General features: G+C 69.2%; 14 protein-coding genes and 4 pseudogenes. 4 read left to right on the top strand and 14 right to left on the bottom strand.

Annotated features, from left to right (window positions below; genetic code table 11):
- Positions 1–15: 15 nt before the first annotated feature.
- Both H5399_RS03025 and dnaK read right to left on the bottom strand, forming a co-directional pair.
- A complete protein-coding gene (locus H5399_RS03025) occupies positions 16–561 on the bottom strand; it encodes a nucleotide exchange factor GrpE (protein ID WP_182781525.1) in 546 nt (181 codons plus the stop codon).
- Positions 558–2,408 carry a molecular chaperone DnaK gene (gene dnaK, locus H5399_RS03020; RefSeq protein ID WP_182781524.1) on the bottom strand — a complete coding sequence of 617 codons (1,851 nt, stop codon included), beginning with the start codon at positions 2,406–2,408 and terminating at the stop codon, positions 558–560. Before dnaK ends, H5399_RS03025 begins: the two co-directional genes overlap by 4 nt.
- Positions 2,409–2,602: 194 nt before the next feature.
- Between dnaK and H5399_RS03015 the strand changes: the two genes are divergently transcribed.
- Entirely contained in the window at positions 2,603–3,379 is a 777-nt protein-coding gene (locus H5399_RS03015) for a JmjC domain-containing protein (RefSeq protein ID WP_182781916.1), read from the top strand.
- On the top strand, positions 3,376–4,530 hold the full coding sequence (locus H5399_RS18430) for a sucrase ferredoxin (protein WP_182781523.1): 1,155 nt from the start codon (positions 3,376–3,378) through the stop codon (positions 4,528–4,530). Before H5399_RS03015 ends, H5399_RS18430 begins: the two co-directional genes overlap by 4 nt.
- Positions 4,531–4,999: 469 nt before the next feature.
- Here H5399_RS18430 and H5399_RS18425 read toward each other — a convergent pair.
- Positions 5,000–5,149 (bottom strand): annotated as a pseudogene (locus H5399_RS18425) (photosystem reaction center subunit H); the annotation flags it as partial.
- 207 nt (positions 5,150–5,356) lie between these two features.
- Here H5399_RS18425 and H5399_RS03000 point away from each other — a divergent pair.
- On the top strand, positions 5,357–5,710 hold the full coding sequence (locus H5399_RS03000; protein ID WP_182781522.1) for an iron chaperone: 354 nt from the start codon (positions 5,357–5,359) through the stop codon (positions 5,708–5,710).
- A 652-nt stretch (positions 5,711–6,362) separates the two neighbouring features.
- Here H5399_RS03000 and pulA read toward each other — a convergent pair.
- Complete coding sequence (pulA, locus tag H5399_RS02985) at positions 6,363–12,485, bottom strand: pullulanase-type alpha-1,6-glucosidase (RefSeq protein ID WP_220490737.1); 6,123 nt, start codon at positions 12,483–12,485, stop codon at positions 6,363–6,365.
- A 232-nt stretch (positions 12,486–12,717) separates the two neighbouring features.
- The gene (locus H5399_RS02980; RefSeq protein ID WP_182781521.1) at positions 12,718–13,026 is read right to left on the bottom strand and encodes a hypothetical protein; all 309 of its coding nucleotides are present in this window, start codon (positions 13,024–13,026) and stop codon (positions 12,718–12,720) included.
- 197 nt (positions 13,027–13,223) lie between these two features.
- On the opposite strand from H5399_RS02980, the gene H5399_RS02975 reads away from it, so the two are divergent.
- The gene (locus tag H5399_RS02975) at positions 13,224–14,249 is read left to right on the top strand and encodes a beta-propeller fold lactonase family protein (RefSeq protein WP_182781520.1); all 1,026 of its coding nucleotides are present in this window, start codon (positions 13,224–13,226) and stop codon (positions 14,247–14,249) included.
- Positions 14,250–14,303: 54 nt separating this feature from the next.
- Here the strand turns inward: H5399_RS02975 and H5399_RS02970 are convergent, their stop codons facing one another.
- The 9 genes and pseudogenes from H5399_RS02970 to thrC all read right to left on the bottom strand — a co-directional run bounded on the left by H5399_RS02970 (position 14,304) and on the right by thrC (position 21,386).
- Positions 14,304–15,344 carry a glutathione synthetase gene (locus H5399_RS02970; RefSeq protein ID WP_182781519.1) on the bottom strand — a complete coding sequence of 347 codons (1,041 nt, stop codon included), beginning with the start codon at positions 15,342–15,344 and terminating at the stop codon, positions 14,304–14,306.
- Positions 15,341–16,513, bottom strand: coding sequence for a flavohemoglobin expression-modulating QEGLA motif protein (locus H5399_RS02965; RefSeq protein WP_182781518.1), 1,173 nt, complete (start codon positions 16,511–16,513; stop codon positions 15,341–15,343). Before H5399_RS02965 ends, H5399_RS02970 begins: the two co-directional genes overlap by 4 nt.
- A complete protein-coding gene (locus H5399_RS02960; RefSeq protein WP_182781517.1) occupies positions 16,506–17,270 on the bottom strand; it encodes an N-formylglutamate amidohydrolase in 765 nt (254 codons plus the stop codon). Before H5399_RS02960 ends, H5399_RS02965 begins: the two co-directional genes overlap by 8 nt.
- 546 nt (positions 17,271–17,816) lie before the next feature.
- Positions 17,817–18,422 (bottom strand): hypothetical protein, encoded by a 606-nt coding sequence (locus H5399_RS02955; protein ID WP_182781516.1) that lies wholly within the window; start codon positions 18,420–18,422, stop codon positions 17,817–17,819.
- Positions 18,419–18,808, bottom strand: a complete 390-nt coding sequence (locus tag H5399_RS17820; protein ID WP_255422072.1) for a hypothetical protein — start codon at positions 18,806–18,808, stop codon at positions 18,419–18,421. Before H5399_RS17820 ends, H5399_RS02955 begins: the two co-directional genes overlap by 4 nt.
- 256 nt (positions 18,809–19,064) lie before the next feature.
- Positions 19,065–19,334, bottom strand: a pseudogene (locus tag H5399_RS17815) (alcohol dehydrogenase catalytic domain-containing protein); the annotation flags it as partial.
- Positions 19,335–19,337: 3 nt separating this feature from the next.
- Positions 19,338–19,442: pseudogene (locus H5399_RS18420) on the bottom strand (catalase); the annotation flags it as partial.
- 58 nt (positions 19,443–19,500) lie between these two features.
- Positions 19,501–19,920 (bottom strand): annotated as a pseudogene (locus H5399_RS17810) (N-formylglutamate amidohydrolase); the annotation flags it as partial.
- A gap of 38 nt (positions 19,921–19,958) precedes the next feature.
- On the bottom strand, positions 19,959–21,386 hold the full coding sequence (thrC, locus tag H5399_RS02940) for a threonine synthase (protein ID WP_182781515.1): 1,428 nt from the start codon (positions 21,384–21,386) through the stop codon (positions 19,959–19,961).
- Between the last annotated feature and the right edge of the window lie 23 nt (positions 21,387–21,409).

Genomic DNA, 21,409 nt, shown 5'->3' with positions numbered 1-21,409 from the left:
CCGCTCGTGCGTGGATCAGGGGTTGGCGACCGCGACGCGCGCGGGCCGCACAACCCGGCTGCCCAGCAGGTAGCCCTGCTGCATGACCTGCGAGATGGTGACCACCTCGACCGGTTCCTCCATGGGGACCGCCATCAGCGCCTCGTGGAGGTTCGGGTCGAAGGCCTCACCGACCGCGCCGAAGACGGTGAGCCCGTGCTTCGCGGCCACCTTCGCCAACTCGTCGGCGATCATCTTGAAGCCGCCCTCGAGGTTCTCATGTTGCCTGGCCAATTCGATGTGGTCCAGGACCGGCATCAGGTCGTTGACCACGGCCTCGATGCCCGCCTGGCGGGCCAGGTCGCGGTCACGGTCCACCCGCTTCTTGTAGTTGACGTACTCTGCGGCGACCCGCTGAAGATCCAGGGTCCGCTCGGCGACGAGCGCCTCGAGCTCGGCCACCTTGTCTACGGCCTCCAGGAGCTCCAGGCCCTCCGCCGGCTCAACGGCCTCGGGTGAGGGCGTCTCCTCGACGCCCTCACCCACAGCCTCGCCGTCCGGAACGAACTGCGAATCGGTCACTTGTTGTCCTTCTCCTCATCGACGATCTCGGCATCCACCACGTCGTCGTCACCCTGAGCGGACTCGGAGGAGTCATCGGCCGCGGCCGACTCCTGAGCCTGCTTCGCCTGGGCAGCGGAGTAGATGGCCTGGCCCATCGAGGCGGCCTTCGTGTTGAGATCATCGATCGCGGCCTTCACCACATCGTTGTCCTCACCCTTCAGGGCCTCCTTGAGCGCCTCGGTGGCCTCCACAACCGGAGCCTTGACGTCTTCACCGATGGTATCGGCGTGCTCGGCCAAAAGCTTCTCCGTGCGGAACACCAGGGCGTCGCCCTCGTTGCGCATGTCGACGGCCTCGCGGCGCTTGCGATCCTCCTCGGCGTGGGACTCGGCGTCTCGCACCATGCGGTCGATGTCGTCCTTGGCGAGCGCGGAGCCGCCGGTGACCGTCATCGACTGTTCCTTGCCGGTGGCCAGGTCCTTGGCGCCCACGTGCACGATGCCGTTGGCGTCGATGTCGAAGGTCACCTCGATCTGCGGGACCGAGCGGGGAGCCGGGAGCAGGCCGGTGAGCTCGAAGTTGCCGAGGCTCTTGTTGTCGCGGGCGAACTCGCGCTCACCCTGGTACACCTGGATCATCACGGCGGGCTGGTTGTCCTCGGCGGTGGTGAACACCTCGGAGCGCTTGATCGGGATCGTGGTGTTGCGCTCGATGATCTTGGTCATCACGCCGCCCTTGGTCTCGATGCCGAGGCTCAGCGGGGTGACGTCGAGGAGCAGCACGTCCTTGACCTCGCCCTTGAGCACGCCGGCCTGGAGCGACGCGCCGAGCGCGACGACCTCGTCGGGGTTGACGCCCTTGTTCGGCTCCTTGCCGCCGGTGAGTTCCTTGACCATGTCCACGACGGCGGGCATACGGGTGGAGCCGCCGACGAGCAGGACGGTGTCGATCTTGTCCACGGAGGTCTTGGCGTCCGAGATCACCGCGTTGAACGGGGCGCGGCAGCGGTCCAGGAGATGCTGGGTCATGCGCTGGAACTCGGAGCGCGTGAGCTTCTCGTCCAGGTGCAGCGGGCCCTCGGCGGAGGCCGTGATGTAGGGCAGGTTGATGGAGGTCTCAGACGCCGAGCTCAGCTCGATCTTCGCGCGCTCGGCGGCCTCCTGCAGGCGCTGGCGGGCCATCTTGTCCTTGGACAGGTCCACGCCGTGCTTGTTCTTGAACTGCGTCGCCAGCCAGTCCATCACGACGGCGTCCCAGTCGTCGCCACCGAGGCGAGGATCGCCCTTGGTGGCCTTGACCTCGAACACGCCGCCCTCGATCTCCAGCAGGGAGACGTCGAAGGTGCCGCCGCCGAGGTCGAAGACCAGGACAGCCTGCTCCGTGTCACCCTTGTCCAGACCGTAGGCCAGGGCCGCGGCGGTGGGCTCGTTGATGATGCGGTCCACCACCAGGCCCGCAATCTCGCCGGCCTCCTTGGTGGCCTGGCGCTCGGCGTCGCCGAAGTACGCGGGGACGGTGATGACGGCGTTGGTGACGGACTCACCGAGGTAGGCCTCCGCGTCGCGCTTCAGCTTCTGCAGCACGAAGGCGCTGATCTGCTGGGGACGGTAGTCCTTGTCGTCGAGGGTCTTCTTCCAGTCGGTGCCCATATGGCGCTTGACGGAGCGGATGGTGCGGTCCACGTTGGTGACCGCCTGACGCTTGGCGACCTCACCGACGAGGACCTCGCCGGAGGTCGAGAAGGCCACCACGGACGGGGTGGTGCGGGCGCCCTCCGCGTTGGGGATGACGGTGGGCTCGCCGCCCTCCAGGACGGCGACGACAGAGTTGGTGGTGCCGAGGTCGATGCCTACTGCACGGGCCATGAGTGTTTCCTCCAGTGTTGGTGACATGGTTGAGCGTTGTTGACTCAAGTTAAGCACATGAGTCGTGCACGCTCAAGGTTTAAGTTGAGTTCACTAGACTCAACCCTGGAAGGTTCAGGGTTATTCCCGTTCGGATCGGCGATCAAAACCCTGCGCGGTGATCCGGCCCTGACTAGTGTCGGAGCTGCCGTCACCTGGCGGCGATCTCCCGAGCGCACCCCTGCCAGGCCAACGCCTACCTCACCCCGCCCGGTTCGCAGGGCTTCGCGCTGCACTCTGATTCCCACGACGTCATCGTCTTCCAGACCTACGGCGCCAAGGAGTGGGAGGTGCACGACGACGCAGGCGCGCACCAGGTGATGATGACGCCGGGAACCTCGATGTACCTGCCCACCGGCACGCCGCACATGGCGCGGACGCAGGCGACGGCGTCACTGCACGTCACCGTCGGCATCAACCGCTACGTGTGGCGCGACCTGGTGCAGAAAGTCATCGATCCCGTGCTGGCGTCGAAGGACCTCGACGGCGCCCTCCCGGCCGAACTGTTCCACGACAAGCACGCGCTGGCGGAGGCGCTGCGGGCCAAGGTGGAGGAGGTCGCCGCGGCGCTGACCGGTGCGGATGTCGACGGCGTGTTGCGTCGCTTCGAGACCAGCTTCGCCACCGGCCGCCAGCCGGTGCTCGGCGGCGGGTTGCTCGACCGCCTCGCGGTGGACTCGATCGACGCGGGCACCCGGATCCGTCGTCGGCCCGGCTCCAGCATGACGCTGCGCGACGCGGGAGACACCGTCGAGTTGCTGCTCGGCGACCGGCTCGTGGCCGTGCCGTCGCGGATCAAGGGCGTGGTCGAGGGCCTCGCCGGGCGCGACGGCGACTTCCCGGCCGGGGACATCGAGGGGCTCGACGAGGCGGGTTCGCTCGTGCTCGCCCGGCGCCTGGTGCGCGAGGGATTCCTGGAAGTCGTGCAGTGAGCGAGGGCACGGGATCCGCGCCTCCGACGGGGCTGCGGTTGGACATCACGGTGGCCGAGCCGCCGCCCGACCGCAGCTTCCGGTGCTCGACCGCCAGCCGCGAACGCGGTGAATCGCTGGTGGCGTCGGCGTCGACGGTGTCGCGCTACCTGCTGATCGAGGAGCCTGGGCCGTGGGGCCCGGCCGTGCTGAACTGCCGTCGACTCCCCGTTCCCGCGCTCGAGGCGTGCCGCGACTGGGAGGCCCGGCTCGGCGTCCGGCCGCTGCTGATCCGGCGCCCGGGTCGCTCCCCCGACGGCCCGCGCCGCGTGTTCGTCGTCAACGCCGCCCACGGCTGGTGCGAGACGACGCTGCTCGATTCGCTGGATGGGGTCGCCGCCCTCGATCTGGCGGGCGTCGACTCCCCTGACGGGATCGGCCTCACCCCGCACGGCCGGCCCCTGCTGTTGGTGTGCACGCACGGGCGCCACGACGCGTGCTGCGCGGAGCGGGGCCGCCCGCTCGCCGCTGCGCTGGCCGAACGATGGCCGGAGGAGGTGTGGGAGTCGTCGCACCTCGGCGGCGACCGCTTCTCCGCGAACCTGCTGGCGCTCCCGGGCGGGCACTGCTTCGGCAGGCTGGAGCCGGCCGAGGGGGTCGAGGCGGTGTCGCGGCTGCTCGATGGGCACCTCTCGCTCGACTTCTACCGTGGCCGCTCGACCCGACCCTGGGTCGCGCAGGCCGCCGAGGCCGAGGTGCGCCGTCGGCTCGGGCTGACCGGCATCGACGACGTCGCGACGCACGTGGTGCGGCGGGGTCGGGAGGCCGCCGTGGTGGAGGTCGTCGCCGAGGGGGCGATGCATACGGTGCGGGTCGCGATAGGGGCGGCCGAGCCCGCGCGGCTCACCTGTGGTTCGGCGCAGGCGTCGAGGCGCTCGGCGGCTAGGTCGACGGCGCGGTCTCGTCGGGCATCGCCGACCCCGGAAGCCGACGAGGGGCGGTGGACACCGTCGTGCCCACCGCCCCTCGCCGGTTCAGCCGGATACCCGATCAGAGGGCCGGGCGGTTGTAGCGGCGGAGGCGACGACGGCGCTCGTCGATCGAATCCTCGATCCCGACGCGCTCGTCCAGCGGACGGTCGTCGCCGATGTGCTCGCGGCCGTAGTCCTTGACGTCGCCGCGGAAGGCGCTGCCGTCGTCGACGACGTCGCCCGTGCGGACACGATCGTCAACCACGTCGCCCGGGTTGCGGTTCTCGTGGCCGGGGGACCAGTCGTCGGTGTCGCTGACGCGGGCGTCGCGACCCTCGGTCCAGCCGTCGGCCGCGCGGTCGCCGGACAGCACGCCGTCGGCGCGGACGTTCTCCGCCACCTGGCGGTCGCGTTCGGCGGCCTGCAGGTCCAGGTCCTCCTGGACGCGCAGGTCGGTCTCGTCGCCGTAGGCGATCCGGTCGTCGACTCGGACGTCGCGGTCGTCGAGCCGCCCGTCGTCGTCACCGAGGCGGTGGGCCTGGTCGACGTCGCCGCCGACCGGCGAGTAGGCGCGGCCATAGTGCCCGTAGAGGCGTTCTTCGTCAGCCTCGTCGAGGACGGTGTCGGTGTCGACGCGGGGCGCGTCCTTGATGACGGCCTTCTCGTAGGGCACGTCGATGCGGCCGTCGACGACCGTGGTCGATTCGTCAATGGGGACCAGGCTCTCGGACAGCCCGAAGAGGCCGGTGTGGACGGCGACCCAGCTGGGGGCGCCCGTCTCCTCGTCGAGGAAGAGTTGGCCGACCCGGCCGACCTTCTCCCCGTCGCGGTCCTAGACCGTGGCGTCGATGAATGAATTGAAGTCCTGCTCGTCGAACATTGTTGCTCCTTACACGTGGGACTACTGCGGCACCCACCGCTCGGTGAAATGCCTAGTCACGATCATATGCACGCAATTTCCATCCGTGGGCCGAAGTGGAGAATCCATGGCCACCCGCGGGTCGGCGCGTGGATCTAGTGTTGGGGCATGTCCGTCATTGATGACTACCTCACCGAGTACGACGGCGAACACCGCCAGCTCATGGACGAGTTGCGCGCCCTCATCGTCGAGCTCGCCCCCGACGCCACCGAGGCGATCTCCTGGTCGATGCCCACGTACAAGCTGCACGGCAACCTCGTGCACTTCGCCGCCGGCAAGAACCACGTCGGGCTCTACCCCGGATCCGACGGCGTGGCCACCTTCGTCGACGACGTCAAGGCCCTCGGCCTCAAGCACAGCAAGGGCGCGATCCAGTTCCCGCTCGACAAGCCGCTCCCCCGCGAGCTGGTGACCAAGATCGTCAACTTCCGGGTCGAGCAGCAGCGGGGCAAGGGTTCCTGACCAGGCGGGAGGCACCGCTGGTTGAGCCGACCGCCTGGTTGAGCCCGCCGTGAGCCGCTAGGCGAACGCGGTGTCGAAACCGGTCTGGCTCCCCAAGGACCCGACCACAAGTCCACGAACCGGGCGCAGGATGGCTTCGACACCGGCCGGCGCTCGTACCTCGCGCGGGGCCGGGCTCACCCAGCGAAGGCCGGGCTCACCCAGCGAGGCACTGCACGAGTCGGGCTGTGGTTCGGGGGTCGACGACGCTAGAAGCCGCCGGCAGGCCCCACACCGAGCGACTCCGCAGCAGACGCGCACACCCGCGCCAGGGACGGCGTCGACCCCCGAACCACAGACCGACCGAGCCCCGCGATTAGTCCACGGAGATTGCTTCTGCATTCTTCTAGCCATACGTCACGCTCCGCAGATATATGCAGAGCGCGACGGATAGCTAGAAGAACGCAGGGTCCCAGTTCTGGACGGCTTCGACACGGCCCTCGCGCAGAGCGCTCGCGGCCGGCTCACCCAGCAAGGACCGGCTCACCCAGCGTGGAACGGCGTCGACCCCCGAACCACAGGCCGTTGACGGTCCACAGTTCGGGGGTCGGGTCACGCGTCCTTCGTGGGGCGCCGGCTCGTACCTCGCACGGCGGCCCCCTCAGGAACCCGGTCAGGCGATCGTGTCTCCCTCGAACCACCTGCCCTTGCCGGGCTTACCCGGCTTCTCCGGCTTACCCGGCTTGTCGGGCTTACCCGGCTTCTCCGGCTTACCCGGCTTCTCGGGCTTACCCGGCTTCTCCGGCCTACCCGGCTTCTCGGGCTTGCCGGGCTTCGTCGGCTTGCCCTTCGCCTTCTCGACCGTCATCTCGAACGACATCGTCGCCGAGTTGCCCGCCGCGTCCGTGACCGTGACGGTCGCCGTGAACGTGCCGACCGTCGTCGGGGTGCCGGAGATGAGGCCGGTCGCCATATCGATGGTGAGCCCGGGCACCCCGGAGAACTCGTAGCTCAGCGGCAGCGACTCATCCGTGGCCTCGACCTGGACCGCGAACGCAGCCCCGACCTTGCCCGTCTGCGCACCCAGCTGGGTGATCGACGGCGCCGTGGTGTCGGGCGTCTTCACCACCAGCAGGGCAGCGGTGCGGGCCGGGATGGTGAGCTGGCCGTCGACGAAGCGCGTGGCCTTGACCACGTCGTCGGAGCCGTCCGCCTGGATCTCGCTCAGGGTGAGGTTCCAGTCGGCCACCTCGGGCACCGCGACCGTGATCGCCTCGGGCGTCGCGTTGATCGCCACCAGCGCACCGTCCAGTGCAGGGTCGACGTCGGCGGCGAAGCCCTTGTCGGCAACGGCCATCAGGACCAGGCCCGGCACCGCGGTGCCGCCCGACCCCGGGAACGTCACCCGCTCCTTGACCAGCTCGGCCGAGCCGAGGGTCAGCAGCGGGGTGGACTTCCGCAGGCGCAGGAGGTCGAGGGCCTGGGCCTTAGCTCCGGTCATCGCGGCCGTATCGGGCTTCAGGTCCGGGTTCTCCAGCAGCGGCTTCATGATGGGCCATTTGTCGCTGTTCTTCTCGGCGCCGGGCAGTCCGGAGCCGAAGGTGTTCTCCGTCAGGCTCCAGTCCACCTGGTTGAAGTGGTCGCCGGAGTTGTAGGAGTCACGGTCGAGGCTCTTCGAGCGCAGGATCTCGGTGCCGGCGTGCCAGAACGACGGCGACTGGCCGAGCGTCACGGTGGCCAGCGAGACCGTGTTCATGCGCACCCGGTCCGCCATCGTCGTGTCGACGGGCAGCTTCATGACGCCGAGATCGTAGAGCGTCTCGTTGTCGTGGGCGTCGACGTAGTTGACCGACTCCTGCGGCATCGTCGCGTAGCCCGCGGGCGCGCCGTTGTAGTCGAGCTGGTCGCCGCGCTTGACCGTGCCGTCGGAGGCCTCGAAGGTGTAGTCCTCGAGGTTGCCGGCCATGCCGATGCGGATCAGATCGGTAGCGTGCTGCAACGAGGCGTGCTGCTGCTCCGGGGTGGCCGGGTTGAGGCCGTTCGGATCGGTGTAGAGCCCGGTGCCGAAGCCCTGGTGCACGCGGTGGTCCTCATCGAACGGTCCGCCGCCGTGGACGGCGTCGCGCAACCGGTCGTTGAACGCGCCGATGCCGGTGCCGTCGAGCTGGCCCTGCGTGGCCTGGTAGAACCGGGCGTTGTCGGCCACCTCACCGAAGTTCCAGCCCTCGCCGTAGAGGTAGATCGACTCGCCGTCGACACCGTCGGCCTCGAGCGTCAGCTCGTCGAGGGCCGCGCGGATGGCCTCCAGATTGGCGCGGGAGTGGTGGCCCATGAGGTCGAAGCGGAAGCCGTCCACCTTGTAGTCCCTGGCCCACGTCACCACGGAATCCACCATCAGCTTCTCGGCCGCGGCGTGCTCGGTGGCCACGTTCTCGCAGCAGGTCGAGGTCTCGACGGTGCCGCTCGGGCTCAGGCGGTGGTAGTAGCCGGGCACGACCTTGTCGAGCACCGACTTCTCCGACTGGCCCGACTGCGCGGTGTGGTTGTACACCTCGTCGAGTACCACCTGCAGGCCGGTGGCGTGCAGCGCACCCACCATCTGGCGGAACTCGTAGCTGCGGGCGCCGCCCTCCTGGCTGGCGTCGGTGGCGTAGGAGCCCTCCGGTGTCGTGTAGTGGTACGGGTCGTAGCCCCAGTTGAAGGCGTCCTCGTCCTTGACGACGGCGACGGCGGCCTGCTGTTCCTCGGAGGCCGGGCCGGCGTCGGGGATGTCGGCGACCTTCTGCTTGGTGCGATCCTCCTCGATGGTGGCGATGTCGAAGGTGGGCAGCAGGTGCACGGTGTCGATGCCGGCCTCGGACAGCTCCGCGAGGTGCTGCATGCCGTCGGACTGGGCGTGGGTGAACGCCTTGTACGTGCCGCGGTCGCTGGCCGGGACGGTCTCGTCGGTGATCGAGAAGTCACGGACGTGGAGCTCCCAGATCGCGCGGGACGCATCGTTGAGCACCGTCGGCCGCTCGGTGGTGGCCCACTGCTCGGGCGCGAGTTCCGGGTTGTCGAGGTCAACGACGACGGAGCGCTTCGAGTTGAGGGTGAGGGCCAGCGAGTAGGGGTCGGTCACCTGGTTGGTGACCACCTCGTCGAGGCTGGGCACGTAGACGTCGATCGACCACAGGTACTGGGCGTCCTCCCACGTGCGGTCTCCGGTGACGGACCAGGAGCCGTCGTCGGCGCGGGTGGCCGCGACGGTGGCCGGTTCGCCGGAGCCGTCGGCCGGCCATCGCAGCAGCGACACGCTTTGGGCGGTGGGGGCCCAGACGCCGAGGCTCAGGGCGTCGCCGTTCCAGACCGGGCCGAGCTCGGCGTCGGTCAGTGCATCGCCGTAGAGGGAGTCGAGCACGCCGGGGATCTGGACGCCGGTGATGGCCTTCAGGGCCTCACCGTTGGCGGCGCTGACCAGCACCTCGCCCTTGAGTATCTCGGCGGCCTTGGCCGCGTCGGCCGGGGCGACGGTGAGCGCCACGTAGGCGTTCAGGTGCGGGTACTGCTCGGCCAGCTCGGCAGGCAGATTCCCTGCGTAGGTGAGGGCGATGTCCTCGCCGCCGGTGCCGTCGGTGCCCACCGAGCCGTCGGCGGAGTGGTGCAGCTGGTAGGTCAGGCCGGCCGGGTCGCCCGAGACGAGCGTGCGCGGCCAGGCGATGGTGGTCGGGGTCAGCCACTGCGCCCAGAACTGACCAGCGCCGGCCAGCGGCGGGTTGGTCTGCTCGAAGGTGAGCTCGTGGGTGGTCTCGTCGTAGGTTGCGGTGAGCGTCTCGCCCGGGTTGACGGTGACAGAGTAGTTGGAGCCCCCGGCGGCCCCGCCCACGCCGTAGTTCTCGTCCCAGCTCCGGCCGACGGCCACCTTCAGTTCGTAGGTGCCAGCGGGGAGCTGGTCGGTGGAGAAGGTCCAGGTGCCGTCGCCGTTGGGCTGCATCGCGGTGGCGAGGCACTCGGGCTGCCAGTCTCCGCTGCAGCCGAGGGCCACCTGCCAGGAGCCGGGCAGCGTCACGATGCCGTCGGTGTGGACCGCCCAGGACTGCTTGGTGTCTGGGTTGTGGAAGAACGTCACCTCGGTGCCGTTGGCCTCGAGGGTGAGGTTGCTGCCGTTGGGGGTGCCCCCGGCTCCGTAGTTCTCGTCCCACGAGCCGTTGTAGGCCACCTTCCACTCGTAGCTGCCGGCGGGCAGGGTCCAGGCGCCGACGTAGAGGCCGGATCCCGCGTCGAGGGCCAGTCGGGCCTTGTCGCAGGAGGGCTGCCAGTTGTCGGTGCAGCCCATGGCGGCGTTGAGCGAGCCGGAGACGGTGATGGTCAGGCCACCGGGCTCCTCCGTGGCGGTGCCGCTCAGGGACAGGTCCTGGCCGACGACGGCCAGAGCCGAGTCGCCGCCGACGGTGCCGGTGGCGTCGACCGTCACCGCGCGCACCTCGAGGAGGGTGCCGGTGGGGGCGGCCGAGACGTCGGCGAAGACGCGCGGGGTGTCGTCCTCGGCCACGCCGGCGGTCTGCCAGTCGGTGGCGCCGAGCTCGCGGAGGGCGAAGGTGGTCTCGGCCCAGCGGTTGTCGGCGATGGTGGCGCTGATCGGCGCGGTGTCGCCGGCCAGGCTGGCGCCGTCGACCAGGTCGACGGTGGGCACGCCGGCGCCGGCGGCCACGGTGCGGTCGGCCTTCAGCACGACGGCCGAGAGGGCCGGCACGCTGATGGTGGCCGCGCCGTCGGCGGTGGCGGTGACGGCGGTGCCGCCGTAGACCGGGGTGTAGTCGGCGGACGGGGTGAGCGTGGTCACCTCGGCGGTCTGGGTGGAGGCGGTGTTGTTGAGCGCGACGACGTACTCGATCTTCTGCTCGCGGTCCACGCGGCTGAAGGCGTAGAGGCCCGCGCCGTCGGTGGCGTGCAGCTCGATCTGCGCGCCGTCTGCGAGCGCCGGGTGGGCCTCGCGGAGGCTGGCGAGCTCGGCGATCTCGGAGTAGAGGCGGGCGTCGGTGTCGTGACGGTCGACGGCCCCTGCTGTGGTGCCGTTCAGCAGCGGCTGAGTGGCGTACTCGGTGACCTGGGTGGCGAACATGTCCTGACGTGCGGACTTGTCGTTGCCGATGCCGGCGAAGCCCTGCTCGTCTCCGTAGTAGACCACGGGCTGGCCGCGGGTGAGGTACATGAGCTGGTGGGCCAGCAGGGAGCGGTCCTCCTTACGGTCGGAATCGCGCAGGAGGTAGCCGATGCGGCCCATGTCGTGGTTGCCGACGAAGGTGGGCAGGGTGGCGGCCGAGGTGTCGGCGGTCAGGTAGAGGTCGTCGGCGGTGAAGAGGTTGGACAGGCCCTTGGTGGTGAACCCCTTGGCGAAGTTCTCGGCCTGGCGCTGGAAGGCGAAGTCGAGCGTGGCGTCCATCTCGGTCTCGCGGACGTAGGGTGCCAGCAGGGCCGGGTCGGCGTCGTAGACCTCACCGAAGGTGAAGAAGTCGGGGTTGGAGTCGTCGGCGTGGGCCTTGATCTCCTTGGTCCACTGCTGCCAGAACTCGAAGTTGACGTGCTTGACGGTGTCGATGCGGAAGCCGTCGACGCCCATGTCCATCCACGCCTTGTAGATGTCGACCATGCCGTCGACCACAGTGGGGTGCTCGGTCATGAGGTCGTCGAGGCCGTCGAAGTCGCCCTGGGTGACCGATTCGCCGTTCCAGGTGGAGTTGCCGCGGTTGTGGTAGAGCGTGACGTCGTTCAGCCAGTTCGGGGTCTTGGTGACCTCCGGGTTCGCCACCGGGGTGTAGGGGAAGGACTCAGTGGGGCTGAGGGCGGGCCAGGTCTCGGAGGTGGCGAGCTCGTCGATGTCGATCACGTTTCCGGCGGCGTCGCGGTAGGGCTCGGTGGCGGTGTCGATGTAGCTGTACTGGCCCTCTTCGTAGGCGATGCCGTCTGCGGTGTGGTTGGTGATGATGTCGAAGTACACCTTCATCCCGCGCGCGTGGGCCGCGGTCGTCAGCTCCGTGAGCGCCTCGTTGCCGCCCAGGTGCGGGTCGATGGTGGTGAAGTCGGTGATCCAGTAGCCATGGTAGCCCGCGGTGACGTCGTCGCCGGAGCCCTGCACGGGCTGGTTGGTGAACGACGGGGTGAGCCAGATGGCGGTGGTGCCGAGGCCCTGGATGTAGTCGATCTCGTCGATGAGCCCGCGGATGTCGCCACCGTGGTAGTAACCGTTGTGGGTGGGGTCGAAGCCGTGCTCGAGGCGGGTGCCCTCGATGCCGCCGGTGTCGTTGGAGGGGTCGCCGTTGGCGAAGCGGTCGGTCAGCACGAAGTAGAAGTTCTCCACCTCACCCTGGCGGACGGCGGGCCGCGCGATGGCGGCGTCGCCTTCAACTGAGACGCCAGTCTCGGTGAGCGGGGCGGAGACGCCGATGCGCTTGGTGGCCGAGTCGAAGGAGAAGGTGAGCTCGGTCTCGGCGGCGGGGCGGATGATCGCGTTGCCGGCGGGGTCGTTGTTCGGACCGAAGGTCTGCTCCCAGCCGCCGTCGAGGGCGACCTTGAACTTCTGCTCCCCCGCCGGGACGGCAAACGTGCCGGTGAAGATGCCGTCGCCGTCGGGATCGGTCAGGGCTGTGTTCGTGCAGGCGGCGTCCCAGTCGGCGGCGCAGCCCGCCTCGCTCTGGAACGTGCCGGCGATGACCGGCCCGGTTGCCGCCAGCGCAGGGGCGGCCGGCCCCAGCGACAGTGATCCGACGGCCAGTGCCAGTGCCGTGCCTACGGCTGCCAGGCGCGAAATGCGATTCATCCTCGATGACTCCCTCGTCGTCCTCCTCGCGTCAGCGCGGAGAGGTGTTCGGTTGCGAGGAACAGTACTGGCGAGGTCGGACCGTGTAAAGACGTTGCACACATTTCAGCAAATTGCAAATTTCTTGCAATCCGAGGGGAATGACGCCAAACGACATCCAAACGCGACCGGAGGGCCCCAATCGAGGGTTCTCGGCCGTCTGGATGTCGTTTCGCGTGTTGCGCGGAGTCAGCTACTCGGCAAGCTTGACATCGTTGCCGCCCCACCAGAGGAAGCCCTTGAGCACCAGGGTGCCGTTGGAGCCGTCGCCCTGGGCGCGGCGCTTGATGTCGTTGCCCGCCATGATCGCCACCGACTGGTCGATCACGCGCACCCCCTCGGGGACGAACACGTTGTTGCCGCCCATGATGGCGTGCAGGGTCAGCGTGACGATCCGGCCGGGGCCCATCGCCTGGGTCAGATCGATGTTGTTACCGCCCCAGAAGGCCAGGTTGCCCCAGTCACGGGTGCCAGATTCGAGCACGATGTCGCGGCCGCTCATGATCGAGACGGTGTATCCACCGTCTGCCGGTCCCACCTCGGGCCGTGCCACGGATGAGGCCGTCTGGGGACCCGCGGTAGGTGTTCCTCCATGACGGAGTTTGGGCCCCCCAGGGTCCCGAGGCCCTGCCTGGAGGAACACCTACCGCACTCCCCAACCAGAGCCACCGAGCCGTGCCCCAAAGCTAGGCTGGCGGCATGGAATCTCTTCTCGCCCTCGTCGCGAACTCCAAGGACGGCACCATCTCCACGCTGCGGCTGGCCGACGGTACCCTCACCCAGGTGGCCACCACGATCGTGGCACCCGGGCTGCCGCTGGCTGTGGACCGCGCCCGCGGTCTGGTGTATGCCGGAACCAGCGAGCCCAGGGGCGTCACCGTCCTCCGGCTGGATCCCTCCGGGTCGCTCACCACGTTGGGCAGCTACCCCGCCCATGGGGCTTCGGTCTACCTGACGCTCTCCTCCGACGGCGGACTCCTGTTCAGCGCCTCCTACCACGACCATCTCGGCGAGGCGTGGCGCGTTGCCGAGGACGGCTCTCTCGCCCCCGTCGGGGAGCCCATCCCCCGGCAGAACATGCACAGCGTGCAGCTGAGCGCTGACGACAGGTTCGCGTACTTCGTCTCCCTGCGGGAGGACCTGGTGGCGCAGTTCGCCGTCGGCGACGACGGTGCGCTCACACCGCTGGATCCCCCGACGGCGACCGCCCCCGAGGGCTCCGGCCCCAGGCACCTGATCTTCGACGCCGCGCAGACGTCGCTGTACGTCAACACCGAGTACTCAGGGGAGGCGCTGCGCTACGACCGCGACCCGTCCACCGGCGTGCTGACGGCGGCGGAGGTCGTGACCAACATCCCCACGGATCGCGGCCTGTCGCACAGCCGCTTCGGCGCCAAGCCCCGCGAGGAGGACCTCATCTGGTGCTCTGACCTGCGGCTCAGCACCGATGGGCGGCGCCTCTTCAGCGCCGAGCGCACGCGCGGCACGATCACGGCCGTTGATGTCGCGGCGGACGGCACGCTGGGCGCCGCGACCGCGCACTCCGACGTGGTGGCGCAGCCGCGGCACTTCGTCGTGCTCCCCGATGACAGCCTGCTCGTCGCCTCCGAGATCGACCGGGTGGTCGCGCTCTACCGGCCGGACGCCGACGGCGCGCTGACGGAGATTGCCCGGCACGACGTGGGCCTCGGCGCCAACTGGATCGAGATCGTCACGGTTGGTTGAGTTTCTCCGATCGCAGCCCCTGGAGGGTGCCGGGAGCCCTTCTGGCGCAGGACACTAGAGCGTGGCGAGGTTGACGTTGGTCAGGCCCGAGTGGTGACGCCGGATGTCGAGCTTGCGCTCCAGATCCTGGATGATCGGGATGGCGAAGTTCTCCTCGTACAGGGCCTGGCAGCTGCCGAGGCCGCCGGGGCTGAAGACGTTGACCTCCATGAGCTTGTCGCCCACGATGTCCAGGCCGACGAGGAACATGCCGTCGGCGACGAGCTTGGGGCGCACCACGTCCACCATGGCGAGCATCTCGTCGGTCACCTTCACAGACAGCGCCTTGCCGCCGGCGGACATGTTGGAGCGCATGTCCGAGCCGCCGGACTTCCGGCGGAAAGCCGCGTACTTCCCGTTGACCATCAGCGGCTTGCCGTTCATCACGAACATGCGAACATCGCCGTTCTTGGCCTCCTCGAGATACTCCTGGGTCACCACGTACCCGTCTCGGGCAATGGCCTCGATGATCTGGTTCAGGTTGGGCGACTCGTCGGTGTTGACGAGGAAGACCCCGCTGCCGCCGGAGCCTTGGAGCGGCTTCAGGACCGCCTTGCCGCCCAACTCCTTGACGAACGCGGTGATCTGCGCGTCGTCGCGCGAGATCAGGGTCCGGGGCCGGACCACCTCCGGGAAGTGCTGGAAGTAGGCCTTGGACAGGGCGTTGGCCAGTGAACCTGGGTCGTTGACCACCAGCACCCCAGTGGACGCGATCAGCTGGCCGAAGGCGACGCCGGCGTTGTTGGCCCAGGCGGCGCCCTGCGCGTCGTCGGCGGGATCGCTGCGCAGCATCACGACGTCGAACTCGGAGAGCTTGAGCCGCTCCTCGACGTCGGGGCGCTGAACGTCCTCCAGGTACCGCTCCAACGATCGGTAGTTCTTGCCGTCGCCGCCCCGGGCGCGGGCGCTGAGCGAGCCGTCCGGCTCATAGGAGAAGTTGCCCATCCCGATGAGCCAGGCCTCATGCCCCAGGTTGGCGGCATGCATGGCGAGGCGGGTGGTGGTGTAGACGGGCTTCTCGGTGAGGACGTCGTTGACGACGAATCCGATCTTCATGAGGCAACTCCTTGAATCAGTGCGGTGGGATCTGTGAGACGGGACGCGGCGTCGAGTCGGTCGCGGCCGACGGAGTCGTCGAACCAGCGGGGCAGAAGTACGGGCGGATGGAGGACGGCACGCGCGGCGAGTTCGTCGATCAGAGGTAGATCCACCAGCGAGAACTTGCCGAGGAACAACCCATCCAGGCTGCCGCCACGACGCAGATGCGCCAGCAGGTCCAGCAGTCCGCGCAGGTAGATGGCGTCCTTGGTGAGGCCACCAGAACGGAACACCCGCATGACCGTGGTGAAGGCGCCGGCGGGGTGGAACCCGACGTCGACGAGGCCCACCCAACAATCGCGGAAGGACGAGCCGCCCAGCATCCGGTGCACGGTCACGACGCGGCCGGCGAGCTGCCGCATCCTCGACGCGGTCAGCTCTCCGCAGGCCACCTCCGCCAGCACCGCCAGGCCCTCCTGTGTCTCGTCGTAGCCCGCCAGCCCGGTGCCCAGCACCTGGAGCGGCTGGTGGGACCCGTTGACCTGAGTGACCAGGTGCGTGCCCACCTCGTGCTGGATGAGGGCCGTGGCGCGTTCGGCCGCCACCGACGACTCAGGCCCGATCAGCAGCAGGTTGCCCGACACCATGACGCCGGTGGAGTCCGGGCGGATCTCGGCGTGGATATCGACGTCGGGCTCCAGGGAGCGGTAGTAGTCGATCTCCTCGCGGGCCAGGTCAAGGAACTCCTCGGGCGTGAGCCGGTCCCCGCCCCAGGACTGTGGCTCGACGCGGGCCAGCACGGACTCGGCGTCGGAGAGCAGGTCGGGATGCACCCCGCCGTAGAGCTCGACGCTCAGCTGGCGGAAGTCGGCCGAGTCCCGGGCGCGCAGCATGGCGAGCTGCAGGCCCAGCTCGCGCTTCTTCCCGCCCAGCAACGCCGCGACACTCCCGTCCCGCACGGCGCCGATGTCGATCCGCTCCAGCACGTTCTGCAGCACCTCGGGGTCCGTCTCCAGCTCCCGGTAGGTGAACGACGGCTCGTCGACGTCACCGGCCAGGAACGCGTCCTTCACGTCGTCGGCGTCGACGGGGGTGACGTCCAGCACGAACCGGAAGCTCTGCCCGAGCTGGGAGAGCTGGTGGTCGATGGCGCGGTCGATCACCGCCAAGGGGCTGGGCTCAGGCATCGGGCAGCGCCTGCAGGACGGGGTCCATGGTGTGCCCGAGCGCCTCGGCGAGGAAGTCGATCCGCGCCTCGTCGGGTTCTCCGGTCCACTCGTCCATGAAGGTCTTCTTGAACTCGATGGCCAGCACGCACCCCACCCCGGGGTAGCGGTCGTGGATCCACCAGGCCAGGTTCTGGCCCTTGAACTTCACGTTCTCGCGGATGTCGAAGCCCTGGGCCTGCATGGAGCCCCGGAACGCCTCCACCACGGGCGAGAAGCGGTCCAGATCCACGCTGCCGGTGCCGAGGTTGACCTCGGGGTTCTCCTCCCAGGGCTCGGCCTCGGCGTCCTCGCCGTGCCGTCGGTGGTTGTAGGAGTGGACGTCGTAGAGGACGAACGGGCCCCGCGCGGCCACCTCGTCGAGGCGTTCCGCGAGCGCGGCGAAGAAGGAGTCGTAGACCTCCAGCGATCGGGCCACCACGTCGTCCGGCAACGGGTCGAGGGACCACATGCGCAGCCCCCACGCATCCTCCGGGCGGCGGTAGACGGTCCTCTCCCGCACCCGGTTGAGGTCGGTCTCGAAGCGGGAGCGGTGGACCAGGACCCGGGCCGGCGCGAGTGAGGCGATCCGGTCGGTGAAGGGGTCCTCCTCGCGGAAGCGGTCGTCCTCGGCGAGGATCGACAGCTCCGCGATCTCGGGGCGCAGGTCGTGGCCGGCGTGGATCGAGGTGGCGATCAACTGCCCGGACCAATCCCCGACGAATTCGAAAGCGTCCATACCCCTTCTTACCCGAGAACCAGGAGGGCAAAACGTCTCGCGTGGAAATCGCCTCCGGTTGTCGAGTGCTGCCAGTGGCACAGGAGGAGCTCGCCCCCAACGGTCAGCGCCGCCTCGCAACGCCGCAGCGTGGCAAGCAGGTCCACCGGCGTGACGAAGTACCCGACCTCGGCGAGGACCACCAGGTCGAAGGGGCCTTCGGGCAGCTCGTCCGGGACGACCACACGCGCGCGGCACTGCCCTCGGCCCGGCCGTCGTCGATCCGGGCAGCGGCCTCCCTGAGCTCAGGGCCAGCCAAACCGCGTGCAGCTCGACGCCACAGGCACCGAGATGGAGCAGGGCCACTTGGTCCGGGGGACGTCGGCATGCAGCGGCCTACAGCGCGGCAGCCAGCGGCGGCGCCGCCGAACCACACCGCGGCCACGCCCATGCCCCAGGCGAAGCCCGGGCGCTCGAGGTCCCACCCGGGTTGACCGACCGGCCGAGCAGGGACGTCGCGGATGGTGGGAGGGTGGTCAGTGGACGCCAGACGCTTTCCGCGTCCGGTCAACCCTCCTCGCGCCGTTGCCGCGCCCGCCGGGCGGCGCGGTGGGCCGCGACAGGACGCAGAAGCCAGCCCAGCAGCGCCGCGAAGGCACCCGCGGCCATGACGCGGAGCCCCACCATGTCCAGCGCCAGGCTCGCCCAGGCCATCGCCACGATGAGCGCGATCGAGGAGATGAGGATGATAGCCAACGGCAGGCCGGTGTACGCCGGGGGCTGCCCGCGCCGCTCACGTTCGAGACGGGTGAGGCACTCGACGTCGTACGGCGGCAGCGACTGGGCGGCCAGCAGCCGCTCCAGCCAGGCCACCTGCTCCCCGATGGGGGGTCGAGCCCTGCCCAGCACCTCCCCGGTGGCACACGCGTCCCAGATGCCGGCGTCCACGAAGACGGGCACACCCGGGGCCCCGAGCGTCGCACCCCACGACAAGCGGTGCGACCAGACGCGCACCTCGCCGATGTGTGTGCGGGCGCCATACAGGCGATCGCCCCAACCGGGCGAGGTCATTTCCACCGGATACCAGGTGTACCCGCGCTCGACCACCGTGCGGGCCAGGCGCCGCACGGGCTCGGGCGCACGGGACATACCGTCGGGGACGCCCGTGGTCACCGTCGCCACCCCGAGGTCCGTCGCGCTGCCCCGCCTGCTCCGGCCGCCAGCTCGGGTTTGAGGACGAGCTTGACCATCCCGACCTCTTTGGCCTGGAAGGTCGCGTATGCGCCAGGCGCCTCCTCGAGCGCCAACCGGTGCGTGGCGAAGCCCTCCACACCGATCGGGTCGTCATCGGTCAGGAGCGGGAGGATACCCGACACCCAACGCAGGACGTTGGCCTGGCCCATGCGGATCTGGATCTGCTTGTCGACCATCGTCAGCATCGGCAAGGGGTCGCTCGCCCCGCCGTACACCCCGCTGACCGAGATGGTCCCGCCGCAGCGCACGGCGTCGATCGCCGTGGTGAGGGCGGCCAGCCGGTCGCTGCCGAAGGCCTTCATCATCCGCTTCGACCAGGCCGAGGGCAGGTCCTTGGTCGCCTGGTGCGTCGCCGATCGGGCCCAGCCCGAGGACGACGAGGGTGTCTTCGGGGGCGGGTGCGGCGTACTCCACCGCCTGCCACGCCGTGTGCAGCACGTCGGACAGGTAGACGAACCGCTCGTCGGGCGGGCAGTCGGGGAGCTTGATGTGGGTGCCGTCGGCCTGGGGGACCCGGAGGTACTCCGCCTGCCCGCCCGGGCCCCGTCCGTACAGCTCGGTGTGCCCGAAGAGCGCGGCGCCCGTTCCTTGCTCGGTGGTATGCGTCTTCTCACACTGCAACTGTAAGCCGCGCTGGCACATCCAGCACCGACCGCACGAGATGTTGAAGGGGATGACGACCCGGTCTCCCGCACGGATCCCGGTCACGGCGCCGCCGACCTCCTCGCCGACCCCCATCGTCTCGTGCCCAAGGACGTCGCCGGCGTGCATGAACGGCCCGAGCACCTCGTAGAGATACAGGTCCGACCCGCAGATGTTCGTGCTCGTCACCCGCGAGAAGTTGCGTCCTTGCAGCAGCGGGTCGTTGCTGAAGTCGATGCCCGGAGGGACGTTCTGCGTCATGAACGCCACCTTCACGACCTCGGCGAACACATTGACCGCCACCCGGTTCAACGTCATCATGTTCCCAGGGCTCGGCGTCGGCCTCCTCGCCGTGCCGTCGGTGGTTGTAGGAGTGGACGTCGTAGAGGACGAACGGGCCCCGCGCGGCCACCTCGTCGAGGCGTTCCGCGAGCGCGGCGAAGAAGGAGTCGTAGACCTCCAGCGATCGGGCCACCACGTCGTCCGGCAACGGGTCGAGGGACCACATGCGCAGCCCCCACGCATCCTCCGGGCGGCGGTAGACGGTCCTCTCCCGCACCCGGTTGAGGTCGGTCTCGAAGCGGGAGCGGTGGACCAGGACCCGGGCCGGCGCGAGTGAGGCGATCCGGTCGGTGAAGGGGTCCTCCTCGCGGAAGCGGTCGTCCTCGGCGAGGATCGACAGCTCTGCGATCTCGGGGCGCAGGTCGTGGCCGGCGTGGATCGAGGTGGCGATCAACTGCCCGGACCAATCCCCGACGAATTCGAAAGCGTCCATACCCCTTCCTACCCGAGCAGGACGACCGCCAAACGGCATCAGGCCGAAATGGCGTGCTCCTCGATCAGCGCACGGAGCGCGTCGGCGTCGCAGGGGAGGTCGACGACGTGGCGCGGCAGGTCCTCGATGCCGTCGAACCGCGGCGGACGCGGCGGCACCATCCCGGTGGCCTCGACGATGGTGCCGGCGAACTTCACCGGCAGCGCCGTCTCCAGCACCACGATCCGGCCCTCGACGCCCGATCCGCGGGCCACGTGGACCGCGTCGGCGGTGTGCGGGTCGATCATCACCTTGTCAGCGGCGTACACCCGCCTGATCTCGGCCAGCCGGTCCTCGTGCGTCGAGGTGCCCGCCACGAACCCGTAGCGCTCCAGCTGGCCGGCGAACTCGGGGGCGGCGGACAGGTCGAACTCGCCGGTGGCCAGGTCGTCGTTGAACAGCGAGCGCAGGCGGGCGGCGTCGCGGCCGAGCAGGTCGAAGACGAAGCGCTCGAAGTTCGACGCCTTCGAGATGTCCATTGACGGCGAGGACGTGGCCAGCGTCTCTGCCGAGCCCCGCACCCGGTAGCGACCAGTGCGGAAGAACTCCTCCAGCACGTTGTTCTCGTTGGTGGCGAGGATCAGCCGGTGGATGGGCAGGCCCATCTCGCGGGCGATGTGCCCGGCCGCGATGTTGCCGAAGTTGCCCGACGGCACCGCGAAACTGATCGGCTCGTCCCCTGGGAGCCGCAGCCAGGCCGCGAAGTAGTAGACCACCTGCGCCATGAGGCGGGCCCAGTTGATGGAGTTGACGGCGCCGAGCCGGTGGCGGGCCTTGAATGCGGCGTCGTTGTTGAGCTCCTTGACCAGGTCCTGGCAGTCGTCGAAGACGCCGTCGACGGCGATGTTGACGATTGCGGGGTCGTCGATGGAGAACATCTGCGCCTGCTGGAACGGTGTCATCCGACCACGCGGGGACAGCATGAACACCTGCACCCGCGGCTTCCCGAGGAGGGCGTACTCGGCCGACGAGCCGGTGTCACCGCTGGTGGCGCCGAGGATGGTGATGGTCTCGCCGCGACGCTCCAGCTCGTAGGCGAACAGCTCGCCCAGCAGCTGCATGGCCATGTCCTTGAACGCCACCGAGGGCCCGTTGCTGAGGTGGGCCAGCCACAGCCCGTCGCTCAGCCGGGTGACCGGCACGACGGCGGGGTCAAGGAACTTCGCCGGCTCGTAGGCCCGCTCGACGATGCCGCGAAGATCGGCCTCCGGGATGTCGTCGACGAAGAGCCGCACGATCTCGAACGCCAGCGCTGCATAGCCTCTCTCGGCCAGCAGCGTGCGCCACTGGGCCAGGGTGTCCCGCGACACCGTCGGGTAGCTCTCCGGCAGGTACAGCCCCCCGTCGGCGGCCAGGCCCTCGAGCAGGATGTCGCTGAACTGCTTGCCGGGCAGGCCTGCAGTGTCGCGGGTGGAGACGTAACGCATGGGCGCCATGCTACCGAGCCGCT

The sequence above is a fragment of the Tessaracoccus sp. MC1627 genome (genome assembly GCF_014164725.1).
Taxonomy (GTDB): domain Bacteria; phylum Actinomycetota; class Actinomycetes; order Propionibacteriales; family Propionibacteriaceae; genus Arachnia.
Note: the sequence above shows the minus strand (reverse complement) of the source record. Positions and strands in the feature narration are given on the sequence as shown.